The organism is Microbispora sp. NBRC 16548 (genome assembly GCF_030268985.1).
Taxonomy (GTDB): domain Bacteria; phylum Actinomycetota; class Actinomycetes; order Streptosporangiales; family Streptosporangiaceae; genus Microbispora; species Microbispora catharanthi.
The window spans coordinates 12,175-35,303 of record NZ_BSSF01000035.1; the positions used below are offsets into that span (position 1 = coordinate 12,175).

Genomic DNA, 23,129 nt, shown 5'->3' on the forward strand with positions numbered 1-23,129 from the left:
GTTTCCTATTTCCAGGTGCAGTCTTCGACGGGCCACATGCTCGGATACATCGCGAGGCTGCACGCTCCGTAATTCTCGGGATACAGAAAGACCGGATACCAGCTGCGGTGTTCGATGCTCAGGGAGAGCATGTCGTGATAGGCGTCGCCGCTGCATCCGGCCTTGTTGATCAGGGCCCAGCCCTGGTCCAGACCGCGGGCGCGAAGGCGTTTTTCCTTCCACTCCTGTGTGGTGTAGGCGTGATGGCCGGCGCCGGTGGGCCATTGGGTGATTCCGGACCCGCAGCTGTTGTACGCCGTCAAATACAGATTGCTGTTCCAGTTCAGCTCGACGTAGTACCTGTTGCTGAGTTTCTGGTCCCACCACCACTGGGTCTTGGTGCCGTTCCACGGCCAGGTGCCGACGGTGGCGCCCTTCTTCTTCGAGGAGTGGGAGACCTCGAGCGCTTTGCGGGTGCTGAAGTTCTTCCACGTGACCCATTGGCCGGCGTGCGCCGCTGTGGCCGGAAGCACGCCGATGGACAATGCCGCACCGACGGACAGTGCCGCCGCCTTCCGTGCCAATCGGGTCACGGCCGTGCCGGCCGAAGCGGGCGCAGGTGATCTGTCTCGTCTCATTTCCCTCTCGTTCTTCTGGGCGCGTCCCCGGTAATGCCGCCGCGCCGATCACTGGGCGGCGGTGACATCCGGTCGCCACCGGCCGTCCGTGACCCGGTTGTACTGAAGACCGGTTGTCCGGTGTCGGGGGGTGGACGCCTGACAACAGGTTCCGGACAATAGGTCCCCGATTGCGTCAATCGGGGGAGACGGGGATGCCACGGTCCGAGCGGCCTTTGGAGGACGACGGCGGCGAGTTGACGAGTTTCGCCGCCGACCTGCGCTTGTTGCGCGTCAAAGCGGGGAGCCCTCCCTATCGGGAGCTGGCCGCTCGCGCCCATTACTCGTCGACCACGCTGGCCGATGCGGCGTCGGGCAGAAAACTGCCCAGTCTGGCCGTCACACTCGCCTACGTAGGAGCCTGCGGGGGTGATTTGTCGGAATGGGAGGATCGATGGCGCGCGCTGGCGGCGGAAGGCGCGGCCGCGGTCCCCGCCGAATCCGTTCCCATGACCGCCGACGACGGGGCTCGCGGTCCTTATGCCGGGCTGGCGGCGTTCCAACCGGAGGACGCGGAATGGTTCTTCGGCAGGGAACGGCTCACCCAGGATTTGGTTTCCCGGGTACGGAAGTCTCGATTCCTTGTGGTATTCGGGGCTTCCGGATCGGGAAAGTCGTCGCTGCTCCGGGCAGGGCTGCTTCCCCGGATCCGCGGCGAGGAGTCCGGGACCGCGGGGTGGCCGATCCTGTTGTTCGCACCCGGCTCGCATCCGCTCGAGGAGTGCGCCGCTCAGCTGGCCGCTCTGAGCGGAGGGTCGGCGACCATGCTTCACAACGAACTCACGAAGGAGCCGCGCGCCCTGCATCTCACCGCGCTGCAGGTCTTGGCGGACCGCCCGGTGGGCAGCGAGATGCTGGTGGTGGTGGACCAGTTCGAGGAGGTCTTCACACTCTGCCGCAGCACTCAGGAGCGCGAGCGGTTCATCGACGTGCTGGTCACTGCGGCCCGGGCCGCCAACAGCCGCACCAGGGTCGTCCTCGGCGTCCGCGCCGATTTCTACGCGCGCTGCGCCGAGCACCCCGACCTCGTCGAGGCGCTCGGTGACGCTCAGCTGCTGGTCGGCCCGATGTCCACCGAGGAACTTCGTCAGGCGATCACCAAACCCGCGTCGCGGGCCGGGTGCGCGGTCGAGGGTGCACTGCTGGCGCGGGTCGTCGCCGACGCCGCTGGGCAGGCGAACGTGCTCCCCCTGGTTTCACACGCGCTTCGAGAGACATGGCGCCGTCGCCGCGGCAACACGCTGGCACTGTCCGGTTACGAGACCGCCGGTGGGATCAAAAACGCCCTCGCGCGGACCGCCGAGACCGTGTACGCCGATTTGACCCCGCAGCAGCAGGACATCGCGCGGGGGATCTTTCTCCGGCTCGTCGCCGTCGGCGAGGGCACCGACGACACCAAACGGCGGCTGCGCCGCGCCGACCTCGACACCAGCCCCGACGACACCGACGAAGTTCTCGACTCCCTGGCCGGCGCCCGCCTCGTCACGCTGGACACCGACACCGTCGAGATGACCCATGAGGCGCTGCTCCACGCCTGGCCGCGACTGCGCGACTGGATCAACGAAGATCGCGCCGGACTGCTCGTGCATCAGCAACTGACGGCGGCCGCCACCGCGTGGGAGAACGAGCACCGCGACCCGGCTGCCCTTTATCGTGGCGGTCGTCTGGCTGTCGCCTCCGAATGGGCCGAACGCCATCGCGGTGACGTCCTGATCAGCGGGCGGGTCGAACGGTTCCTCGCCGCCTCGGCCAGGCAGCACAACCGCTCAATCGCCCTGCGCCGCGCCGCCGTCGCCCTCATGGCCGTGCTCACCCTGGTCGCCTCGGCTGCCGCCGTCATCGCGTTGCAGCAGGGTTCCGTCGCCCGGGCGGAGCGCGACAGGGCGCTGTCGGAGCAGGTGATGACCGAAGCGGACCAGGTCCGGACCACCGACCCGTCGCTCGCGGCCGAACTGGACCTGGCGGCGTATCGCATCCGGCCCAACCGGGAGGCCGTCACCAGCCTGCTCGACAGCCGAAACGTCCCCCTGTCCACCCCACTGACCGGGCACACCGCACCGGTGTACGCGGTGGCGTTCAGCCCGGACGGTCGCACCATGGCCACCGGCGCTCGCGACAACACCATCCGGTTGTGGGACGTGTCCGACCCGGCCCGGCCGACCCCCCTGGGACGGCCGCTGACCGGTCACACCAGCTGGGTGTACTGGCTGCAGTTCAGCCCCGACGGCCGCACACTGGCCAGCGCGAGCCGCGACCTCACGGCACGGCTGTGGGACGTTCGCGACCCCGCGCACCCCCGGCCATGGGGACGACCACTCACCGGTCACACCAACTATGTGTTCTCGGTGTCCTTCAGCAAGGACGGACGCACCCTCGCGACCGCCAGCCAGGACCGCACACTGCGGCTGTGGGACGTGTCCGACCCAGCCCACCCGGCCGCTCTCGGCCGGCCGCTGACCGGCCACACCGCCCCCGTGGCCTCGGCCGCATTCAGCCCCGACGGGCGTACGGTCGCCAGCGCCGGCCACGACCACACGATCCGCCTGTGGAACGTCACCGACCGGACCCACCCCTCACTGTGGAGGCGGCCCCTGACCGGCCACACCGACGCCGTCTACGCGGTGGCCTTCAGCCCCGACAGCCGGACCATGGCCAGTGTGGGCAACGACAACACCGTGCGGTTATGGGATGTGTCCGACCCCGCTCGCGCCGCCGCTCTGGGGCACCCTCTGAACGGCCACACCAATACCATCCTCGCGGTGGCCTTCAGCCCCGACGGCCGTATCCTGGCCACCGGTGGCGCCGACAACACCGTGCGGCTGTGGGACGTGACCGACCCTGCCCACCCGGCCCCGCTGGGTGCACCGCTCACCGGCCACACCGGCTTCATCGTCTGGGTCGCCTTCAGCCCCGACGGGCGAACCCTCGCCAGCACCAGCGTCGATCGCACCGTACGGCTGTGGAACCTCCCCCGGACCTTTCTGGCGGGCCATACCGGCACCGTCCACGCGGTGACGTACAGCCCCGACGGCCACACCCTGGCCAGCGCGAGCAGCGACCGGACGATCAGATTGTGGGACCTGTCAGACGTGTCGCGCCCCAAAGCGCTCGGGCACCCGCTCACCACACCCGGCGCCGTCGACCAGGTCGCCTACAGCCCCGACGGCCATACCCTGGCCGCAGCCGTCGACGACCGTACCGTGCGCCTGTGGACCGTGTCCGATGCCGCACACCCCGGACTGCTCGCATCGATCCCGACAGGCGCCACCGATGCTCCGTACGCGCTGGCGTTCAGCCCGGTCGGTCACCTCCTGGCCACTGACGGCGCCGATCACACACTCCGGCTGTGGGACGCGTCCGACCCGGTGCACCCGAAAACGTGGGGGCAGCCGCTGGCGGGCCAAGTCAGCCCCGCCTACTGGGTGGGCTTCAGCCCGGACGGCCACATCGTGGCCGCCTCCAGCGCAGACCAAAAGGTACGGCTGTGGGATGCCCGTGACCGAGAACGATCCCAGCCGATGTCCACGATCGAGACCGGTGACACCGGTGGCATCCTGTGGGGCGCCTTCAGCCCCAGCGGCACGCTGCTGGCCACGGCGGGCGTCGGCCACACCGTGCAGTTGTGGGATGTCCGAGACCCGGCGCGCCCCAAACCGGTAGGACAGCCGCTGACAGGGCACAGCAGCCCGGTGCGCTGGGTAGGCTTCAGCCCCGACGGGCGGACGCTGGTCAGCGCGGGCGACGACAAGACACTCATGCTGTGGGACGTCTCCGACCCAGCGCATGCCATGCCGCAGGGCAAGCCCCTGAACGCCGGTCACATCGGTCCGATCCTTGGTGCCGCCTTCAGTCCCGACGGGCACACCCTGGCCAGTGCGGGCGACGACCGCACCATCGAACTCACCGAAATGAACCTCGGCCAGGCCATTCAGCGGATATGCGCCACCACGGCCAACACCCTCACCCCGAAGCAGTGGCAGCAGTACATACCGGAACTGCCGTTCGAGGCACCCTGCCGATGATTCCGTCATCAGCAACACGCTCCGAGGCCAGACGTGTACGACGTTCGCCGTACGGTAGTCAACGCCGCCCTGGCGCGCCAGGCCGATCTGTGGACCGCCGGGTGAGCACGCGGCGGTCCACCGGATGCGGGGCCGAGCCGTAGCCGAAGACGGCCGTGGCCGGTGCGCCGGGAGGCAGGATCTGCTGCCGGAAACGGCGAACCCCCGCCGCCCCGGCACTCCCTTCCGTCATGCCGGGACCAGCCAGGTCACACGCCGGTGATCGTCCATTGGTTGTTGGTGTTGTTGTTCGGCGTCCACATGCCGACGGCGGAGCCGGCGGTGGTGTAGCCCATGCCGTCGAGGGACGTGCCGGTGCCGCGGTTGACGATCTGGTAGCGGCCGTTGCCGAGATCGTTCAGGCGCCACTGCTGGTTGTTGCCGCCGTTCCAGGCCGCCTGCCTGGCGTTGGCGCCGTTGGCGGTGTTGCCCCAGCTGTCGGCGACCATGCCGTTGGTGCGGTTGACGATCCGGTACCAGCCGCCGCCCAGGTCGACCAGCTGCCACTGCAGGTTGTTGCTGCCGTCCCAGTTCCACTGCTTGAGGTTCGACCCCGACGCCACGTTGCCGCCGCTGTCCAGCACCAGGCCGGTGGTGGCGTTGGCGATCCGCACGTAGGTCGACGGCGTGGTGCCGCCGCCGGACCCGGTCAGGCGATAGGTGCGGCCGGCCTGGCCGGGCAGCGCGATGACGTCGGCCTCGGGTTTGGTGACGGTGACGGCACCGCCGGTCTCGGCGTCGACCACCTGGTAGGTCCCGGTGAAGATCCGGCTGCGTACGTTGACCGTGCCGTCGCGGTCGAACTTCACGAGGATCTCGGTGTTCCCGCCGCTGACCCAGGTCGCGTCGACGGTGTAGCCGCCGCGGCCCCGCAGGCCCTGCACCTTCCCGCTCGGCCACGTCGAGGGCAGCGCGGGCAGCACGTGCAGCTCCCCGTTGTGGCTCTGCAGGAGCATCTCCACGATGCCGGACGTCGCGCCGAAGTTGCCGTCGATCTGGAAGGGCGGGTGCAGGTCGAACATGTTCGGCGCGAGCCGGTCCGTCCGCACGAGGAGGCCGATCAGCTTGCGGGCACGGTCGCCCTCCTCCATCCGCGCCCAGTAGTTGATCTTCCAGGCCAGCGACCAGCCGGTGCCGTCGTCGCCGCGCAGTTCGAGGGTCCGGCGCGCGGCGTTGTAGAGCGTGGGGGTGCCGCGCTTGGTGATCTGGTTGCTGGGGTGCAGGCCGTAGAGGTGCGAGATGTGCCGGTGGTTCTGCTCGGTCTCCACCCAGTCGTAAAGCCACTCCTGGATGTTGCCGCGCGAGCCGACCTTCATCGGAGGGAGCCGGTCCCGGGCGGCCAGGACCTGGCTCCGGAAGCTCGCGTCCACGCCGAGAACCTCGCTGGCCTCCGCGCAGCCGTTGAACAGGTCACGCAGGATCTGGTTGTCCATGGTCGGGCCGGCGCACACGCTGACGCCCGAGTGGTGGTTCAGTTCGGGGGAGTTCGACGGGTTCGTCACCAGATACCCCAGGCTCGGCTCCTGGACGAGCGTCTCCAGGAAGAACTGCGCCGCGCCCTTCATCGCCGGGTAGTACTGCCGGAGGAAGTCGAGGTCGCCGGTGAACAGGTAGTGGTCCCAGATCATGGTGGACAGCCACGCGCCGCCGGTCTGCCACATGCCCGCCGCGGCGAAGTCGACCACCGACGAGCCCCGCCATCCGTCGGTGTTGTGGTGGGTCACCCAGCCACCCGCGTTGTACTCCACCCGGGCCGTACGGGCGCCGCTGACCGTGAGGTCGTTGATCATCCGGAACACCGGCTCGAAGCACTCCGGCAGGTTGGTCGTGTTGGTCGGCCAGTAGTTCATCGGCAGGTTGGCGTTGAGGGTGTACTTCGAGTCCCACGCCGGGGTCAGCGAGTCGTTCCAGATGCCCTGCAGGTTGGCCGGCTGGGTGCCCGGCCGCGAGGAGGAGATCAGCAGATAGCGGCCGTACTGGAACAGCAGCACCGAGAACTGCGGGTCGTTGGTGTTCGCGTGCTGCGCGATCCGCACGTCGGTCGGCTGGTCGGCCGCCGAGGTGCGGCCGAGATCGAGCGTGGTGCGCCCGAACAGCCGCTGATAGTCGGCGACGTGGCGGGCGCGCAGGTCGTCGTACGTCCTGCCGTTGACGGCGTCGAGATAGCGCCGCGCGATGCCCTGGTAGTCGCCGCTGGTGTCCTTGAAGTTCACGTAGCTGGAGCCGATGGAGATCAGCACGGTGACGCTGTTGGCGCCCCGCACCTGGAGGGTGCCGCCGGAGCTGCTGACCGTGCCGCCGTCGGCGACGGCCCGGGCCAGCGCCAGGAATTTGACCTTGCCCGCCAGGCCTCGCTGGTCGCCGGAGACGCCGTCGAGCGCCACCGTCGTGTCGTCCGGGCTGGAGCGCGTGGTCCGCTGGGGGCTGTCGAACGTCGCGGAGAACGTGATCGAGCCGCCCCTGTCGGCGGTGAGGCGGATGGCGATCACCTGGTCCGGCGCGCTCGCGAGCACCTCACGCCGGTATCGCACGCCGTTCTGCAGGTACGACGTGGTCGTGGTGGCCGTGGTCAGGTCCAGGGAACGGCTGTACTCCGAGACTCCGCTGTTGCTGCCGAAGGTGAGCCGCAGGTTGCCGACGGTCTGGTACGCCAGCTGGGCCGAGGGGTTGCCCAGCATGTTCTGGTCGATCAGGGTCTGGGCCTGGCTCCACTGGTTCTGGAAGATCAGCTGCCGGATCTGCCCGAGAGCCGCCGCGCCCTTCGTGTTGCTCTGGTCGTACGGCCCGCCGGCCCAGATGGTGTCCTCGTTGAGCTGCAACCGCTCGGTGTCGACGTTGCCGAACACCATCGCGCCCAGCCGGCCGTTGCCGATCGGCAGCGCGCGCAGCCAGTCGGTGCCGGCGCTCGCGTCGTACCACAGGGCCAGGTCGTTCGCGGCGCTCACCTCGGGAGGGGCCGCCGCCGCGGCCCGGGCGGCCGCCGTCCACTGGAACGGCGCCAGCGCGGCTCCGGCTCCGGCCGCGCCGAATCGCAGCACTTGCCTTCGGGTGAAATCAGACAATTCAGTTCTCCAAGTCCACGGCGGGTACGGACACTCGGAATCGTTTCGACCGGGAGCTCCGCTCCGGCGAGACGCAGCGGGTGTCCGGGGGGTGACCTGCGACCCGAAGGCCCCGAGCGAGGTGGCGGTAAGGGCGGGTGTTCTCCGGCAGGGTCTCCCATCGCCATAAGAGGCCCTGCCGGAGCCCGGAGAGGGTCGTGCGTGCGGCCCTCTCCGGAGTCAACGGGACATCGATCGGCACAACGTGCCGGGGTCGGTCACGGGCTGGTGCAGGTGAGCGAGGGGGTCGACGGCGTGCCGGTGGCGAGGAACCCGAAGGTGGCCGAGCCGGACGCCGGGATCGAGCCGTTGAAGGAGGCGTTCTTCACCGTCACCGCGGAGCCGCTCGTGCTCAGCGTGCCGTTCCACAGCTGGGTGATCGTCTGGCCGCTGCCGAGCGTCCACCTGACGGTCCAGCCGTTGACCGCCGAGCCGCCCGCCGTCACCGTGACCTCTCCCTGGTAGCCGCCGGGCCACGAGTTCACCGTGCGGTACTCGGCTGCGCAGGCGCCCGGCGGCGGGGGCGACGGACTGGTGGACGGCGACTGCGACGGCGACTGGGCCGGCGAGGGCGAGGGCGAGGGCGACGGAAAGCGCGACGGGCTGGACGAGGGGGAGGGGCTCGGCGACGGCGACGACCCGCCCGGCGGCACGTACGGGCACTTGTTGCGGTACATCGAGATGCCGGTGGAGTCCGCCAGCGGGCACAGGAACTGGGTGTACCGGGTGTCGTTGTCCACCCAGATCTTCAGCCACGGGATCAGCACCCGCATCTCGGTCGTGTTGGCCCGCGTCGCGAACAGGTGGTCCACCCCGGTGATCTCCACCCACGCGCTCGGCGTCGAGGCCGGGATGGTGGTGTAAAGCCCGTTCAGGTAGGACTGTGTGACCGTCGTGTCCTTCTGCCCGGAGATGAACATCGTCGGCACCTGGTCGTTGTACAGGTCGTAGTTGCCCACGGGAGAGCCGGGCGCGAGCCCGACCCCGGCCTTGAGGGAGGGCCGCCGGAGCAGCGCGCTGAGGACTCCCGCGCCGCCCGCCGAGTGGCCGACGACCGACAACCGGTTCGGGTCGACCCGGTCGCGTACCGAACTGCGCTGGGTGAGGTAGTCCAGCGCGGCGAGCAGCTGGGTCCCCCGGGCGTCCGCGCTGTCGGTGCGGCTGTTGGTCTCGATGCCGATCACCACGAAGCCGAACGAGGCGAGCCAGGGACCCATCCAGGCCTCTTCGTTGGCGAACAGGGCGGAGTAGCCCGGCACGATCGCGACCCCGCCGAACGTCCCCTGGCTGGTGTCGGTCGGGTAGTAGATGACTCCGCCGCCGAAGCCGTTGCCGGCCGGCACGCTGGTCTGGGCGGTCGCGAAGGTCCCTCTGGTGGCCGCGACGCTCGCCACGGTCGGGTTCGGCCCGCGCTGGAAGGGATTGTCCGCGGCCGACGCCGGCCGGGTCGCGATGGCCGCCGAGAGCAGCCCGAGGACGGCCACCGCCGCCGCCATCGCCCGGCCCATCGCATGCCGGAGCGACCGGCTCCGTGAGCCGGGTCCGGACGCGGACGGGTCCGTGGGTGGCCGCCGGGTTCCCGGCGGCGGAACGGCGTGTGCGCCCATGCCTGAGCCTCCATGACTGCAACCAGAAAAGGGGGAGACGCGGGGCATTCAGCGCTGGACGCCGTGCTCCCGTGCGAGGGAGCGCACACCACGAGGGCGTCGCGAACGGCGGACCTCCGCCCCGCGCACCACCACCGGACAGCGGGAGACCGCCTCGGGGCTCAGTGTGGAAACCTCACCGAAATGTGTCAAGAGTAGGGTCCTGCTGCGAAAGCCCCGTGCCGCGTAAATCACCTCGTGATCCCGGAACCGCCGCGGTCGGTGTGCGATCCGGGAGCGCGGTCATCGGATGAACGTTTCACCCCGTGGTCGCTGCCGGTGAGCCCGGAGAGTCCCCTGATGCGGCAGTTGGGCCGCGTTCGCACCCTCCCGCGCTCGCGTCCGGACGCACTGCGTCACTTGACACCGTGCCCTCGCCTCGGCTTTGCTCCGCTCCACCACCACCGGTTGATCTCTCGTGGAGGAGGACGAAGACGAGTTTGAAATGTTAGCGCTAACAATCACCGGGGCATGCCTGCGGCGAACGCGTCCGAGCCGAGGTCGAGAGGCACCCGTTCGCGGTCACGGCCGAAGCCTCGCCGGTGTGGAAGAACTCGGTGAACTCCTCCCGCTTCGGCAGCGGCCGATCACCTACCTGCAGGTCGGTCGTCATGAGGTACAGGTTCTCGCCGTTGCGGATCAGCCCGAGGTGGCGTTCGCCTCCTCCTTCGCGACGGTGAGCCACCGGTCGTCGTAGTCGCGCTGCCGGCGTGACGGCACCAGGACTACGACGCCCTTGGGGTCAGGACGCAGATCCGCGAGGCCCTCGGGTTCCGTCAGGCGACCCGGGCCGACGAGGAACGGCCGACCGGCTGGCTCGCCGATGCGGTCTGCCCGGCAGAGCTGGTGGAGGACCGGCTGCGGGAAGCCCTGCTCGTACAGTGCCGCAGCGACCGCATCGAGTCCCCAGGCCGGATCGAGCGGATCGTGGCCGGCGGGCGCGGCTGGACCGCGTCTTCGATTTCTGCGCTCAGCCTCCTCGAAGGCCACATCGGGAAAGATCGCCTTCCCGGAAACTCCCGACAGACGAAGATCGGATCCACTACGCTCTGCGCGTCTGAAACTGGGAGGATTCGGGATGCCCTTCATCTATGGCGGGTTCGGTCTGGTTCTGCTCGCCTTATGGATCTTCTGCCTGTTCGACGTGATCGTCGCGGCGGAGGAGGACTGCCGCAACCTGCCCAAGGGGTTGTGGATCCTGATCGTCCTGTTCCTCCCCGAGGTCGGGTCGATCCTGTGGCTGATCGCGGGCCGGCCGCAGACCGTGACGCGGCCCGGCGGGCTGCCGTACAAGGGCAATACCGGGCGCTTCCCCGAGTACGACCGGCCGGGCCGGTTCGTCCCCTCCAACCCCGACGACGACGAGGAGTTCCTCCGCCGCTGCCGGGAGCGGGCCGAGGAGCAGCGCCGCGCCTACCTCGAGCAGCAGCGTCAGGCGGAGAAGAACCAGGACCAGTAGTGGCGGCGTGCAGCTCAGGCGCCGGGGCCGTAGAAGTGTAGATGGAACGGCCGGCGGAGCACGAGACGCGGACGATGATGGGAGACGGTGTTCTCCGGCCGGGTGAGCAGGTGGCGAGCGTGCCGTCGGCTGGGGCGGAGCACGACGCTCCGTTTTGACCTTCAAGCTGCTTGAAGGCCGACAATCGCATGCATGGATGACACCGACGCGTTGATGAGCATCGGCGCCTTCGCACGCAGGGTGGGGCTGGCTCCGAGCGCTCTCCGGTTCTACGACGACTGCGACGTGCTGCATCCCGCCTACGTAGATGACGCGACCGGCTACCGCTATTACTCCCCAGACCAGGAAGACCGCGCGGTCCTGGTGCGGCGGCTACGCGAAGCCGGAATGCCGCTCACCGACGCCTCAGTGGTACTCGACGGCACTCGCGAGGTAGCCCTCGCCATCCTGGAAGAACACGCCAGACGAGCTCGGGAGACCGCGGCATCGGCCCAGTCGGCGATCGAGGAGATACTGAGCGGTCTGCCGAGCGGTGCGCATCGGGTCACCGTACGGCTCGATGGAGCCGAGCTGGCGAGCGCCGTACGCCAGGTCGCCCCGGCAGTGGCGTCCGCTTCTGCGCGGGAGGAGTTCCCGGTACTCGGTTGTGTCCTGATCGAAGTAGAACGCCAGGAAGTGCGGCTTGTCGCGACGGATCGCTACCGTTTGGCGGTCCGCGCGCTACGGCCCTCCTCTGTCGAGGGCGACCCGTGCCACTTCCTGGTCGGCGTTGCGGAGCTGAAGAACATCGCGTCCCAGGCCATACGCCTACCGGACATCGGCATCGAGGTGGACCGGCAAGGCGTGCGGCTTCACGGCGCCGGTGCCTCACGCGACCTCCCGACCGTCGACGAGACGTTCCCGGACTACCGGATGATGCTGGACAACCTGCCGACCGCTCGGCATCGGATCATCGCGGACCGGACCGCTGTTCGGCAGGCGATTGCCGCGGCCGGACACGACGGTCCACTCACCCTGTCCGCCGACGAGCAGCATCTCACTGTCGCCTCCCGCGGCCAGGCCGTCTCCACGCTGGCCGCCATCTGCACAGGGCCGCCTGTACGCATCGCGTTCGACCCGGGAGTTCTTCTTCCGGCGCTCGATGCAGGCGTCGGCCCGGATGTGCTGCTGAGAATCTCGTCGCCGACCCAGCCCGTGGTCGTCCGCTCCGCCGACCAGGGCAGCTTCACCACCTTGGTCATGCCGGTCCCCGGCGAACCGGCTGGCGAGTGACGCGTCACGCCATCCATCGAGAAAGCGAGACCATGGACCCCGACAACGCCGTCGTCAGGCTGTGCACCCAGGGCATGCAGGCCGAGGCCGAAGGCCGTGACACCGACGCCAGGAACCTCTTCCAGCAGGCGTGGGAGATCGCCGCCGACGACTACGAGGCGTGCATCGCCGCCCACTACCTCGCGCGGCACCAGTCGACACCCCAGCAGACCTTGCACTGGAATCAGGAGTGCCTGAACCGCGCGGACCTGGTCGGCGACGACCGGGTCAAGGGCTTCTACGCCTCCCTGCACGTGAACATGGCCAAGGCGTACAGGGATCTCGGCGAGCCCGAAAGGGCACGCGAGCACTTCGAACTGGCCGCCACCCACATCGATGAGGTCCCGCCGGGGCAGTACGCCGACTGGACCCGAGTAGCGATCGCCGAGGGACTGCGCTCCACCGGGGCGTCGCGGTCGCGGGACGCCGATGCTCTCTTGACGGCTCTGTTCGCCAGGTTCTGCGAACGCGGCGACCTCAAGGCCCTGGGCCTGGTGCTGCCCGCTTACCTCACAGATCTCGGGACAGAGGACGACCGGGCACGGCTCACTACGGCCTTGCACATGGTCCATGCCGCCCGATGGTTGCCAGAAGACGAACAACACATCCTCAGCGAAGCCATCAGTACGCTGACCAGCGCCGCCACGGCCGGCTGACCGATCCCGCGCGACCGCCGTCAACGTGGGCGGCCCGGCTGGCAATCCTTCCAGCTCTGGTGAGCGGCTGCCCAGAAAACTATCGGTGTATCGACGAAAGTATCGGACCCTCTCGCTCGGAGTGGCAACGATCCCTGAAACATCGGGGAAACCTTACGAGGGACAAGAATTCGTATCAGGGCATGTCAGTGGCCACTTAACGGGGAAAGCGGAGTGAGCTTCGGGCGGCGGAGAGTCGAGGAAGTCCCCTGATTGCGCTGCTGAAGGTTGCAAAGACACGGCTCATGACGCCGGGCGGAACCCGAGGAGCGCACCGATCGCGGCCCGGCTTCCTCGGGCCCTGCCCGGCGGGTTCCACGTAACTTTCATCGCCTCTTCCGACGCCCGCCCCACCGCCGGTCGCCCGTGACCAGGACCGATCCGTCGAGACGACACCTCTGGGCGGAACCGGCTTTACGCGAGTCGTTGACAGCCCCACAGGCTCGGGCTGACACTTTCGCCGTCTGTCCGATAATTTCGCCCGAACGAAGGGCCTCGACCACTGTCGATCCGGGTCACGAACCGCGACATGGTCCTCAGGTCGGCGACCTCGTGACGACCGGCCGACCTCCGTCGCGGTGTGCGACGCCGGCGCGCGGTGGCCGTCACCCCGGCCGTCGGCATCACGCAGCCCGGCCGCCGCCGGCCCGTTGAGGAGGAAGTACGTACATGAATCACAGTCCCGTCCGGATGAGAAGCCGCGGGCGCGGCGGTGTGCGGCTGTTGATCGGCCGTGTCTGCGCCGTGGTGCTGGCCGCGGCCGTGGCGCTGCTGCCCGGCGTCGCCCACGCTGCTGTCACCACGAACCAGACCGGCACCAACAACGGATACTTCTTTTCGTTCTGGACCGACAGCCAGGGCACGGTCTCCATGGATCTGGGGTCCGGCGGAAACTACAGCACCTCCTGGCGCAACACCGGCAACTTCGTCGCCGGCAAGGGCTGGAAGCCAGGTGCGCGCAGGACCGTGAACTACTCGGGCAGCTTCAACCCCTCGGGTAACGCCTACCTGTCGCTGTACGGGTGGACCAGGAACCCGCTGGTGGAGTACTACATCGTCGACAACTGGGGCACCTACCGGCCCACGGGCACCTACAAGGGCACCGTCACCACCGACGGCGGCACCTACGACATCTATGAGACGACGCGCTACAACGCGCCCTCCATCGACGGCAACCAGACCTTCAACCAGTACTGGAGCGTCCGGCAGCAGAAGCGGACCGGCGGGAGCATCACCGTCGGCAACCACTTCGACGCGTGGGCCCGTTACGGCATGAACCTGGGCAGCCACGACTACCAGATCCTCGCGACCGAGGGCTACCAGAGCAGCGGCAATTCCAACATCACCATCGGCGGCACGACCGATCCTTCGCCCACGGTCTCGCCCTCCTCCCGTCCCTCGCCCTCGGTTTCGCCCTCCTCGCCGGGAGGCACCGGCGCGTGCCGGGTGTCCTACTCGAAGAACGAGTGGAACAACGGCTTCACCGCCGACCTGACCATCACCAACACGGGCAGCGGCACGATCAACGGCTGGACGCTGGCCTGGTCCTTCTCCGGCGGTCAGCAGATCACCAACTCCTGGAACGCCACGGTGAGCCAGAGCGGCTCGTCGGTGACCGCGCGCAACGTGTCCTACAACGGCTCACTGGCCCCCGGCGCCACCACCTCGTTCGGCTTCCAGGGCACCTACTCCGGCAGCAACCCCAACCCCTCGGCCTTCAGCCTCAACGGCTCGGCCTGCACCACCGGCTGACCGGCACGATCGTGCGTCACGGCGCGGCGACGCGCGAGCGGGGAGCGGGCGCCCTCGGGCCCCGCTCCCTCGCCGCACTGGACGGGCCGTGTTCGCGCAGGTCGCCGTTCGTAGAACTCCTCGCAGAACCTGCCGGTTGTGCGAGGGGGTTCTGCGAGACTGGCCGGGCCTAGTTGGTGCAGTCCTGGTTCTTCAGGGCCAGAGCCAACTCGTAGACCTTGCCTCGGTACGACAGGAAGTAGTACAGGGCCTTCGGGTTACCGGGAACGACAGCGACGGGGTAGTTGCCCGTGGTGTCGAGCCGGGGGTAGGCCTTCTTGACCTGCTTCATGGTGGAGCCGACCTTGATGCCCTCGGGCGTCTTGACGCCCTTGGGCGCTTCGATGAGGGCAACCCCCAGATGCTTGGAGATGTAGAGGCCCACACCGTCGCGGCCGGTCGGGTGCGCCTTGAGATCCCACCCCGAGCATTGACCCTCGTCGAGCTTTTTCACGACCTTGCGAGTCGCCTCGGCCTGCTTGAGAGTCATCCCGAGCCGCACCCCTCCGTAGCCGTATGGGCCAAACTTGCCGCCCGCGCTGGTGGTGGCGTTGACGACTGCGTCGGCGGACGTCGCGGCCGCGCTCGCCGCCGTGACGCCGGTCAATGCGATCCCCGCAGCGAGCGCCGCCGCAATGGCCGGGCGTCCCAGCCGAACTACCTTGTGCTTGCCGATTCCTCTGTCACCAATGTTCATGCCGTATTGGACCGCCGTCCGGCCGGGAAAGTTCTGATCGACGTCAACCGGGTGGCCTGCGGCTGATCGCTGCGGGACGCGATCGGCGGGCGAACCGGAACGGTTGCGCTCGGCCGGCTGACGGCCGCTACCGCACGAGCAGCGGGAGCGCCGGGAAGGTGTGGTCCTGCCACAGCAGCCGCGAGGTCTCCTCCGGGTAGGGGGTGACCACCGACGGCGTGTCGAAGAGCTGTGTGAGACGGCGGTCGGTGTCGTACGGAGGCCAGCCCGGGTCGCCGTGAGCGGCGAACGCCGTCCATGCCCTGCGGATCTGCGCGGAGAGCTCCTCCGCCGCCGGGGAGGGCGGGTCGCCGATCAGCATGGCGGGCTGTCCGCTGCTCAGGTTGCCGAAGACGAGCGGCACGTCCAGGCCGTGGCAGGCGCCGAGGGCACCGCCCAATCCCGGGGCGGACCAGGTCAGCTCGTAGAGGTGAGCCCGGCCGCCGCCCGCGATCTGCGCGTCGGCGAGGTGGAGGCTCGGCATGCGGAACAGCCAGTCTGCGTTGACCAGTTCGTACAGCTCCTCATCGGCCGCGGCCGGGAACGCCTCCCGGTATCGGCGTGCGCCGTCCGGGCCGGGGGCGAGCATGTGCAGAGCGGTCTCGGTCTGCTCGTGCGTGACCTGGCCAAGCACGCCGTCGATCAGGCTGAACAACCGGTGCTCGTCACGGGTGTGCCCGACGAGAAGCCCGATGTCCCGGGCAGCGCCGTCAGCCACCGCCTGCCAAGGGGTCGCCGGCAGGACGTCACCGTCGACGACCGGTGCGAACGGGATCGGCCGGTGTGTGATCTGCCCCCAGCGCTCCCGCCATCGGGCAGTCTTGGCGGAGATCGCGTCGCCCACGGCGGGCAGCCGGTCCGGGGCCACCGCCGACAGGCCGGACACTGTGGGCCGTACCCCCAGCTCGGCGGCGCAGGCGGCGGCGATGTCGGCGGCGAGCTCGGGGGAGAAGAACGTCCCCGGCACGCTCTGCGCGACCGCCCGGCGGAAGAGCCCGGCGGCGCGCGGCATGGCGAGCAGCGCGGCGACCGATCCGCCACCCGCCGACTCCCCGAAGACCGTGACCCGGCCCGGGTCGCCGCCGAACGCCCGGACGTTGTCCCGCACCCACTGCAAGGCCGCGACCTGGTCGAGCAGTCCCCGGTTGGCCGGGGCTCCGTCGATCTGCGCGAAACCCTCAATACCGAGACGGTAGTTGAGGGTCACGACCACGACTCCGCTCCCGGCCAGGCGCCCGGCGTCGTATTCCGGGAGACCGGAGTCGCCCGCCACGTAACCGCCGCCGGGAATCCACACCATCACCGGGAGCCCTGCCGCCGGATCCGGATCCGGCGTCCACACGTTGAGCGTCAACCAGCCGTCGCCGGCCGTGTCCTGGGACACCCCGAGCAGGCCGGACTGCGGGGGCGGCGGGCCGTACGCGACCGCCGGGCGCACACCGTCCCAGCTGCGCACCGGCTGCGGCGCGGCGAAACGGAGTGCGCCGACCGGCGGCTCGGCGAACGGGACGCCGCGGAAGACCGCCAGGCCCGCCTCCCGGCCGCCGCGGAGGACGCCGGCCGCCGTGCGGACTTCCGGCTCGGACTCGGACGGCTTGCTGGATGCGGTGACGGCCACTTCGCGGTCTCCTCTCTGTTCCTGCTCGGCGGAGCATTCCAGTGCGCGCCATCTGCGGGCAAACCATTTATTCAGGGGGAAGAACAGGTGAGGGGGAAAGGAAAAGGAGTAACGGTCACACGGGTGACCAGCGGGTTTCTTCTTGTCATCCGCTGAGTCCAGCTCGAGGTTCAACGACCGTCCTGGCCGGCGCAGGGCCGTAAGGCGGCGCGGAGGACGTCCAGACGTCTAATCAGACAGAATTATTCTGACGGATATAAGTGGAGGTCCTGCGACACCCACGCGCATTCCTCCGGCTGGGCCGCTCGTCGAAGGTGCCGTCCCGGCGGGGTGACCCGTACGCGGATCGCACCTGGCTGATTTCTTCATGGTCGTCGGCGCCGAGTTGATTGATCCACCCATCTTGCTCGGTCAGCCACGTGGCGCGTACATGATGATCAGAACGCCGGCCAGGCAGACGAGCGCGCCGATGACATCCCAGCGGTCGGGTCGGAACCCGTCAACGAGCATGCCCCAGGCCAGGGACCCGGCGACGAAGACGCCGCCGTAGGCGGCCAGAATGCGGCCGAAGTTCGCGTCCGGCTGGAGCGTGGCGACCAGCCCGTACAGGCCCAGCGCGATCACGCCGCCGCCGATCCACAGCAGGCCGCGCTGCTCGCGTACGCCTTGCCAGACCAGCCACGCTCCGCCGATCTCCGCGATGGCGGCCAGGACGAAAAGCAGCAGGGAGCGGATGACCGTCATGGCCGGTAGTACACCGCATGGCAGCGGCCCGTCCGCCGCCGGGTCACCCTTCTCGCCGCGGTGCGGGTGCTCAGCATCCGCAGCTGCTCCCGCCGCATCCGCAGGGGGAGCTCGCGCGAGAGGCCCGTCGGCGGTGCAGCCACCACATCCCCGCAGCGGCGGCGACCAGCACCCCGGCCACGGTCAGCAGCGTCTGTTCGGCCAGCGCGGCGCCGGCGCCGGTGAGCAGCCCGGCGCCGATCAACATCGGCAGGGCGCAGCAGGCCGCGCACGCCAGTGCCGCCAGGGCGGCGGCCACCTTGCTGCGCAGTGGCGGGCCGTCACCGTCCGGCAGGCGGCTGACGGCCGCGTCGCCCGATGTGGTGAGGGGCACGGGGACGGGGGTCGGATGGTCGGGGTGGGTGCTCACGATGGTCAGCCTTCCTCGGGGGTGTGGCCGGTGGCCAGGTCGGCGTACGGCAGCGGGCAGTCGGGGCAGGTGCAGTTCGTCAGGCTGTCGCAGCCTGCGGTGACCACCTGAGTGAGCGCGGTGCGGATGGTGGTCAGGTCGGCGATGCGCGCGTCCACCTCGGCGATCTTGGCCTGGGCGCGGGCACGCAGGTCGGGAGTGGGGTGACCGCGCCGGCCGGTGTCGATCAGCTCGGCGACCTCGTCCAGGGTGAAGCCGAGCCGCTGGGCGGCCTTGATGACGGTCAGCAGGGTGACGGTCTCCGGCGGGTAGGCGCGGTGCCCGCCGGGACTGCGCGCCGGTTCGGCGATCAGCCCGCGACGCTCGTAGTAGCGCAACGTCTGCAGGTTGACCCCGGCCTGCTTGGCCACCTGCCCGCTGCGCAGGTAGGGGCCGTCGAGATCCTGCCTCACGCCGATCCTCGCGATGCGGTAGGTCCCGGCATGGCCGACCCTGATGCGGCCGCCGCGGCGGCGCGCGCCTGCAGCGCGTCCAGCACCTCGATCTGTGGCGGCGGCACCACCACGTCCAGTGCCAGGCCGCCGTCGGCGATGGTCAGGGTGAAGGAGAAGAAGGAGCAGCAGCCGTTCTCCCGCGCGGTCAGCTCGGCCGCCCGGGCCGCGTGCTCCGGGCTGAAGACGAGCTCCAGCCGCAGCCGCTCACGCCCGGGGCGCCGCACCGCCTGGACCGCCTCGGCGAACAAGGCGTCGAACTCGGCCACCCGCAGCGGCTGCTCCGCGGTGGGCAAGGTGCATGCTGAGGCAGCCCATCCCTGGTCAAGGGCGATGTCCTGTGTCACGCCTCTGACGGTAAGCCCGTACCTGGGTACCGGATGCAACCCCTTTGCGCGCCGATGACCGTGGGGGCGCCGGAGTACGCGGGATGGCGTCGGGCCGCCGATCACCGGTGGCCGTCCTCGGCAGGGGAGCAGCACGCGCCGGACGGGGTGGACGGGGTGGACGGGGTGAGGGCGGGAGCGGCGCACGACAGGCGTCGCGCGCGAGATGCGGGAGACGGGGCGGGTGGCGGTCAGTCGCCGTTCTCGCTGCCCGCGCGTTGACACCCCCGGGGGGTATGCTATGGTCTCTCGCGACAGGTACCCCCAGGGGGTAAGCGGCATAAGGAGGACGGGCATGTGCACGGCATGTGCGTGCGGCACGGAGTCGGCTCAGACTGCGGCGACCGCTGAGGCGAATGCGGCGGACGGCAGGGCTTATTCGGTGAGCGGGATGACCTGCGGCCACTGCGTCTCATCGGTGTCCGGGGAGATCGGCAAGGTCGGCGGCGTCACCGGCGTGGCCGTCGACCTGCCGACCGGCGTGGTCACCGTCAGCGGCGCGGGATTCACCGACGAGGAGATCCGCGCCGCGGTGGAACAGGCCGGCTACCAGCTGGCGAGCCGGGTCTAGCGGGTCGAGCCCCGAAGAAGGCGGTGGGCGTGCACTGGCATGCACGCCCACCTGCGGGGCCGGTCCGATTCGGCATCACACCCAACCCCCAAGCGCATCCTCCCATCGCGAGGCGGATGCGAAGAACAGGAGTGCGGCATGAACGCCGTCAATCCGCGCAGGTGGCGGGCACTGGTCGTGCTCGCCGCGGCGCAGTTCATGGTCATCATGGACACCTCGATCATCGGGGTCGCGTTACCCGACATGCAGCGCGACCTGGGTTTCTCCCCGGACGCGCTGCAGTGGGTCTTCAACGCCTACGTCATCGCCTTCGGCGGCCTGCTGCTGCTCGGCGGACGCCTGTCCGACCTGTTCGGCGCCCGCAGGATCTTCACCACCGGCTGGCTCGTCCTGATCGCCGGGTCGGCCGTCGCCGCCGCGGCGAGCAGCCCTTGGGCGGAGATCCTCGGCCGTGGTGTGCAGGGCGTCGGCGGCGCGCTCATCGCACCCGCCTCTATGACCCTGCTCATGATGCTCTTCGGGCACGATCCGCGGGAGCTCGGCAAGGCCATGGCCCTGTACGGCGCGGCGGCGCCGGCCGGCGGCACCGCCGGGGTGTTCCTCGGCGGGGTCGTCACCGAGTATCTGAGCTGGCCGTGGGTGTTCGTCGTCTACATCCCCATCGGCGTCGCCACGCTGCTAGCCGTGCCCGCGCTGCTGCCCGCGGTGGCCGGCAGGCGCGGGTCGGTGGACGTGCTCGGCGGCGTCGCCGTCACCGCGGCGATCGTCCTGGCCGTGTTCGCGATCGTGCGGGCGCCCGAACAGGGCTGGGGCTCCGCCGCCACGCTGCTGGAACTGGCGGGGGCGATCGTGTTGCTCGCGCTGTTCCTGCTCGTGCAGCGCGTGATCCGGGAGCCGCTCATGCCGCTGGGGATCTGGCGGACCCCCGGGCTGGCCGTCGCCAACCTCGCGATGGCGCTGCTGGGTGCGGCCTGGATCCCGATGTGGTACTTCCTCAACCTCTATCTGCAGCAGGTCCTGGGCTACAGCGCCTTCCCCAGCGGAGCGGCCCTGCTTCCCATGACGATCGCGATCATGATCTTCATGATCGGGATCACCGCCCGGCTGCTCGGCAGGTTGGGCGCGAAGCCGCTGATCGTCATCGGGCTCGCCGTGCTGGCGGCGGGGGTGGCCGGGCTGTCCCTGGTGCGTCCGGACGGGACCTTCGTCGCCGACGTGCTGCCCGCCTCGCTGGTCGCGGCGGTGGGGATGTCCCTGGCCTACATCCCCGCGATGATGTCGGCGATGTCCGGCGCGCGGCCCGAGGAGAGCGGGCTGGCCTCGGGCATCGTCAACACCACCTACCAGATCGGCTCGGCGCTCGGCCTGGCCGTGATGACCGCGCTCGCCACCAGCGGGGGAGCGGCCGCGGCGAATGGCCCGGCCGCGCTCACCGACGGTTTCCAGGCCGCCTTCGTCGGCGCGGCGGTCGTGGCGGCGTCCGGCGCCGTACTGACCCTGCTGCTCATGCGGAAGTCCGCATCGGCGGCGCCCGCCACGACGGACACCCAGGCAGTGGGGGTGTAGATCCCACCGAGCGGGCCCGCCCCCCCGTTGCGGCGGGCCCGCGGAATACCCTAGGGGGGTAGGGTGTTCAATAGAGACAACAGAGCTCGGAGCAAGGCGGGGAGATGGCCGGATACACGGGGACCAAGGAAGAGCACCTCAGGAGGCTGCGCCGGATCGAGGGGCAGGTCCGCGGACTGCAGCGGATGGTCGACGAGGACAAGTACTGCATCGACATCCTCACCCAGGTCTCGGCCGCCAACAGGGCGCTCCAGGCGTTCGCCCTGGAGTTGCTGGACGAGCACATGGCGCACTGCGTCGCCGAGGCCATCGCCAAGGGCGGCACCGAGGCCGACGTCAAGATCAAGGAAGCCTCCGACGCCGTCGCCCGTCTCGTCCGTTCCTGACCGATCAAACGAAGGAGAAGCGTCATGACCACCGCCACCTACACCGTCACCGGCATGACCTGCGGCCACTGCGTCAGCTCCGTGAAGGAAGAAGTCAGCGAGGTCCCCGGTGTCACCGGCGTCGAGGTCGATCTCGCCACCGGGATTGTGACCGTCGAAAGCGACAGCCCCCTCGACACGGCCCAGATCAGGGCCGCCGTCGAGGAGGCCGGATACGAAGTGGTGGACAAGCAATGAACACGCCAGCCCGGCTGGGCACCTATGTCCTCGGTCTCGCCGTGGTCTTCGCGGGAGCGTTCGGCGTCGGCGGCGCCGTCGGCGCGACCGGACCGGCGCCCGCGAAGAACGGACACGGGGGTCACGCGGCCCCTTCACCGGCCGCGCAGAAGACGGAACACGTACCGGGAGGACTCCAGGTGTCCCAGAGTGGCTACACCCTCACCCCGCTGACCACGACCATCACACCCGGGACGGAGACCGACTTCCGGTTCACGGTGAACGGCCCCGACGACCGCCCGGTGACCGCCTACGAGACCGAGCACGACAAGAAGCTGCACCTCATCGTGGTCAGCCGGGATGCGACCGTCTTCCGGCACCTGCACCCCGAGCTGTCCGGCGAGGGGATCTGGTCGGTGCCGCTGACGCTGCCCGACGCCGGCGCCTATCGGGTGTTCGCCGATTTCGTCCCCCAGGGCGGGGAGGGCCTGACCCTCGGCGCCGACCTGTACGCCCCCGGCGACTATGCGCCCCGGCCGCTGCCTGCGCCCAGCCGTACGGTGACGGTCGACGGATACACCGTCCGGCTCGACGGCACTCTCACACCGGGTGCGGCGAGCAGGCTCACCGCCGAGATCAGCAGGGACGGCAAGCCCGTCACCGACCTGCAGCCCTATCTGGGGGCCTACGGCCACCTGGTCGCGCTGCGTGTGGGCGACCTGGCCTACCTGCACGTCCACCCCGACGGCGCTCCGGGGGACGGCGTCACCCCCGCCGGGCCCGGCATCACCTTCTACGCCGAGGTCCCCAGCCGTGGCGACTACCGGCTCTTCCTCGACTTCCAGCACGACGGAACCGTGCACACCGCCGCCTTCACCGTACGGGCGGAGCAACGCTCAGGGGCGGTCCCCACCGCCACGGCGGACCACGGTGCCGAACACGCCCACTCCGGCCACTGACAGCGGGCATGACGCGGAAAGGAGAGGTGATGGCCTCCATCACCGACGACAAGCCGTCCGCCACCGGCGGCAGCGTCGAGCTTTCGATAGGCGGCATGACCTGCGCGTCGTGCGCGAATCGGATCGAGCGCAAGCTCAACAAGCTGGAGGGTGTGTCCGCGACGGTGAACTACGCCACGGAGAAGGCCAAGGTGACCTTTCCTGTGGAGTTGGACCCGCAGATGCTGGTCGCGGAGGTGGAGAAGGCCGGATACACCGCCAGGCTGCCCGAGCCGCCCAGACCCGAGCAGGCGCCCGGGGAGCCGGAAGACGAGCCGGCTCCGCTGC

At 69.6% G+C, this 23,129-nt stretch carries 21 protein-coding genes; 11 read left to right on the top strand and 10 right to left on the bottom strand.

The window, feature by feature from the left end; translation table 11 throughout:
* Positions 1-5 precede the first annotated feature (5 nt).
* Positions 6-617, bottom strand: a complete 612-nt coding sequence (locus tag QSK36_RS42255) for an RICIN domain-containing protein (RefSeq protein ID WP_183533310.1) — start codon at positions 615-617, stop codon at positions 6-8.
* A gap of 194 nt (positions 618-811) precedes the next feature.
* Between QSK36_RS42255 and QSK36_RS42260 the strand changes: the two genes are divergently transcribed.
* Entirely contained in the window at positions 812-4,678 is a 3,867-nt protein-coding gene (locus tag QSK36_RS42260) for an nSTAND1 domain-containing NTPase (protein ID WP_285786332.1), read from the top strand.
* Between the two features lie 248 nt (positions 4,679-4,926).
* Here QSK36_RS42260 and QSK36_RS42265 read toward each other — a convergent pair whose 3' ends face one another.
* The 3 genes from QSK36_RS42265 to QSK36_RS42275 form a co-directional block, all read right to left on the bottom strand.
* Positions 4,927-7,755 carry a glycosyl hydrolase family 95 catalytic domain-containing protein gene (locus QSK36_RS42265; RefSeq protein WP_285786333.1) on the bottom strand — a complete coding sequence of 943 codons (2,829 nt, stop codon included), beginning with the start codon at positions 7,753-7,755 and terminating at the stop codon, positions 4,927-4,929.
* A gap of 281 nt (positions 7,756-8,036) precedes the next feature.
* Positions 8,037-9,314 carry a poly(ethylene terephthalate) hydrolase family protein gene (locus tag QSK36_RS42270; protein ID WP_285786334.1) on the bottom strand — a complete coding sequence of 426 codons (1,278 nt, stop codon included), beginning with the start codon at positions 9,312-9,314 and terminating at the stop codon, positions 8,037-8,039.
* Positions 9,315-10,103: 789 nt separating this feature from the next.
* The gene (locus QSK36_RS42275; RefSeq protein ID WP_183533304.1) at positions 10,104-10,454 is read right to left on the bottom strand and encodes a hypothetical protein; all 351 of its coding nucleotides are present in this window, start codon (positions 10,452-10,454) and stop codon (positions 10,104-10,106) included.
* Positions 10,455-10,542: 88 nt separating this feature from the next.
* Here QSK36_RS42275 and QSK36_RS42280 point away from each other — a divergent pair, with 88 nt between their 5' ends.
* The 4 genes from QSK36_RS42280 to xynA all read left to right on the top strand — a co-directional run bounded on the left by QSK36_RS42280 (position 10,543) and on the right by xynA (position 14,681).
* A complete protein-coding gene (locus tag QSK36_RS42280; RefSeq protein WP_183533287.1) occupies positions 10,543-10,923 on the top strand; it encodes a PLDc N-terminal domain-containing protein in 381 nt (126 codons plus the stop codon).
* A gap of 192 nt (positions 10,924-11,115) precedes the next feature.
* Complete coding sequence (locus tag QSK36_RS42285; RefSeq protein WP_285786335.1) at positions 11,116-12,195, top strand: DNA polymerase III subunit beta family protein; 1,080 nt, start codon at positions 11,116-11,118, stop codon at positions 12,193-12,195.
* Between the two features lie 32 nt (positions 12,196-12,227).
* On the top strand, positions 12,228-12,890 hold the full coding sequence (locus QSK36_RS42290; protein ID WP_285786336.1) for a hypothetical protein: 663 nt from the start codon (positions 12,228-12,230) through the stop codon (positions 12,888-12,890).
* A 708-nt stretch (positions 12,891-13,598) separates the two neighbouring features.
* A complete protein-coding gene (xynA, locus tag QSK36_RS42295; protein ID WP_285786337.1) occupies positions 13,599-14,681 on the top strand; it encodes an endo-1,4-beta-xylanase XynA in 1,083 nt (360 codons plus the stop codon).
* Between the two features lie 169 nt (positions 14,682-14,850).
* On the opposite strand, the gene QSK36_RS42300 is transcribed toward xynA, so the two are convergent.
* From QSK36_RS42300 to QSK36_RS42325, 6 genes are all read right to left on the bottom strand, one after another.
* Positions 14,851-15,417: a hypothetical protein gene (locus tag QSK36_RS42300; protein WP_285786338.1), complete on the bottom strand. Its 567-nt coding sequence runs from the start codon at positions 15,415-15,417 to the stop codon at positions 14,851-14,853.
* A gap of 127 nt (positions 15,418-15,544) precedes the next feature.
* Positions 15,545-17,074 (bottom strand): carboxylesterase/lipase family protein, encoded by a 1,530-nt coding sequence (locus tag QSK36_RS42305; RefSeq protein WP_285786339.1) that lies wholly within the window; start codon positions 17,072-17,074, stop codon positions 15,545-15,547.
* Between the two features lie 411 nt (positions 17,075-17,485).
* A complete protein-coding gene (locus QSK36_RS42310) occupies positions 17,486-17,818 on the bottom strand; it encodes a YnfA family protein (protein WP_183533276.1) in 333 nt (110 codons plus the stop codon).
* Positions 17,819-17,888: 70 nt separating this feature from the next.
* A complete protein-coding gene (gene merT, locus QSK36_RS42315) occupies positions 17,889-18,227 on the bottom strand; it encodes a mercuric ion transporter MerT (protein ID WP_285786340.1) in 339 nt (112 codons plus the stop codon).
* Between the two features lie 5 nt (positions 18,228-18,232).
* Positions 18,233-18,679, bottom strand: a complete 447-nt coding sequence (locus QSK36_RS42320; RefSeq protein ID WP_183533272.1) for a MerR family transcriptional regulator — start codon at positions 18,677-18,679, stop codon at positions 18,233-18,235.
* Positions 18,676-19,065 carry a hypothetical protein gene (locus tag QSK36_RS42325; protein WP_285786341.1) on the bottom strand — a complete coding sequence of 130 codons (390 nt, stop codon included), beginning with the start codon at positions 19,063-19,065 and terminating at the stop codon, positions 18,676-18,678. The genes QSK36_RS42320 and QSK36_RS42325 overlap by 4 nt, the downstream gene beginning before the upstream one ends.
* Before the next feature lie 430 nt (positions 19,066-19,495).
* Between QSK36_RS42325 and QSK36_RS42330 the strand changes: the two genes are divergently transcribed.
* From QSK36_RS42330 to QSK36_RS42355, 6 genes are all read left to right on the top strand, one after another.
* Entirely contained in the window at positions 19,496-19,675 is a 180-nt protein-coding gene (locus QSK36_RS42330; RefSeq protein ID WP_240809439.1) for a heavy-metal-associated domain-containing protein, read from the top strand.
* A 138-nt stretch (positions 19,676-19,813) separates the two neighbouring features.
* Positions 19,814-21,241 carry an MFS transporter gene (locus tag QSK36_RS42335; RefSeq protein ID WP_285786342.1) on the top strand — a complete coding sequence of 476 codons (1,428 nt, stop codon included), beginning with the start codon at positions 19,814-19,816 and terminating at the stop codon, positions 21,239-21,241.
* A 104-nt stretch (positions 21,242-21,345) separates the two neighbouring features.
* A complete protein-coding gene (locus tag QSK36_RS42340; RefSeq protein ID WP_285786343.1) occupies positions 21,346-21,627 on the top strand; it encodes a metal-sensitive transcriptional regulator in 282 nt (93 codons plus the stop codon).
* A gap of 24 nt (positions 21,628-21,651) precedes the next feature.
* Positions 21,652-21,864, top strand: a complete 213-nt coding sequence (locus QSK36_RS42345) for a heavy-metal-associated domain-containing protein (RefSeq protein WP_182904013.1) — start codon at positions 21,652-21,654, stop codon at positions 21,862-21,864.
* On the top strand, positions 21,861-22,802 hold the full coding sequence (locus QSK36_RS42350; RefSeq protein ID WP_285786344.1) for a DUF8832 domain-containing protein: 942 nt from the start codon (positions 21,861-21,863) through the stop codon (positions 22,800-22,802). Before QSK36_RS42345 ends, QSK36_RS42350 begins: the two co-directional genes overlap by 4 nt.
* 29 nt (positions 22,803-22,831) lie before the next feature.
* Positions 22,832-23,129, top strand: a 298-nt coding sequence (locus QSK36_RS42355; RefSeq protein WP_285786345.1) for a cation transporter, incomplete at its 3' end; no start/stop codon positions are given.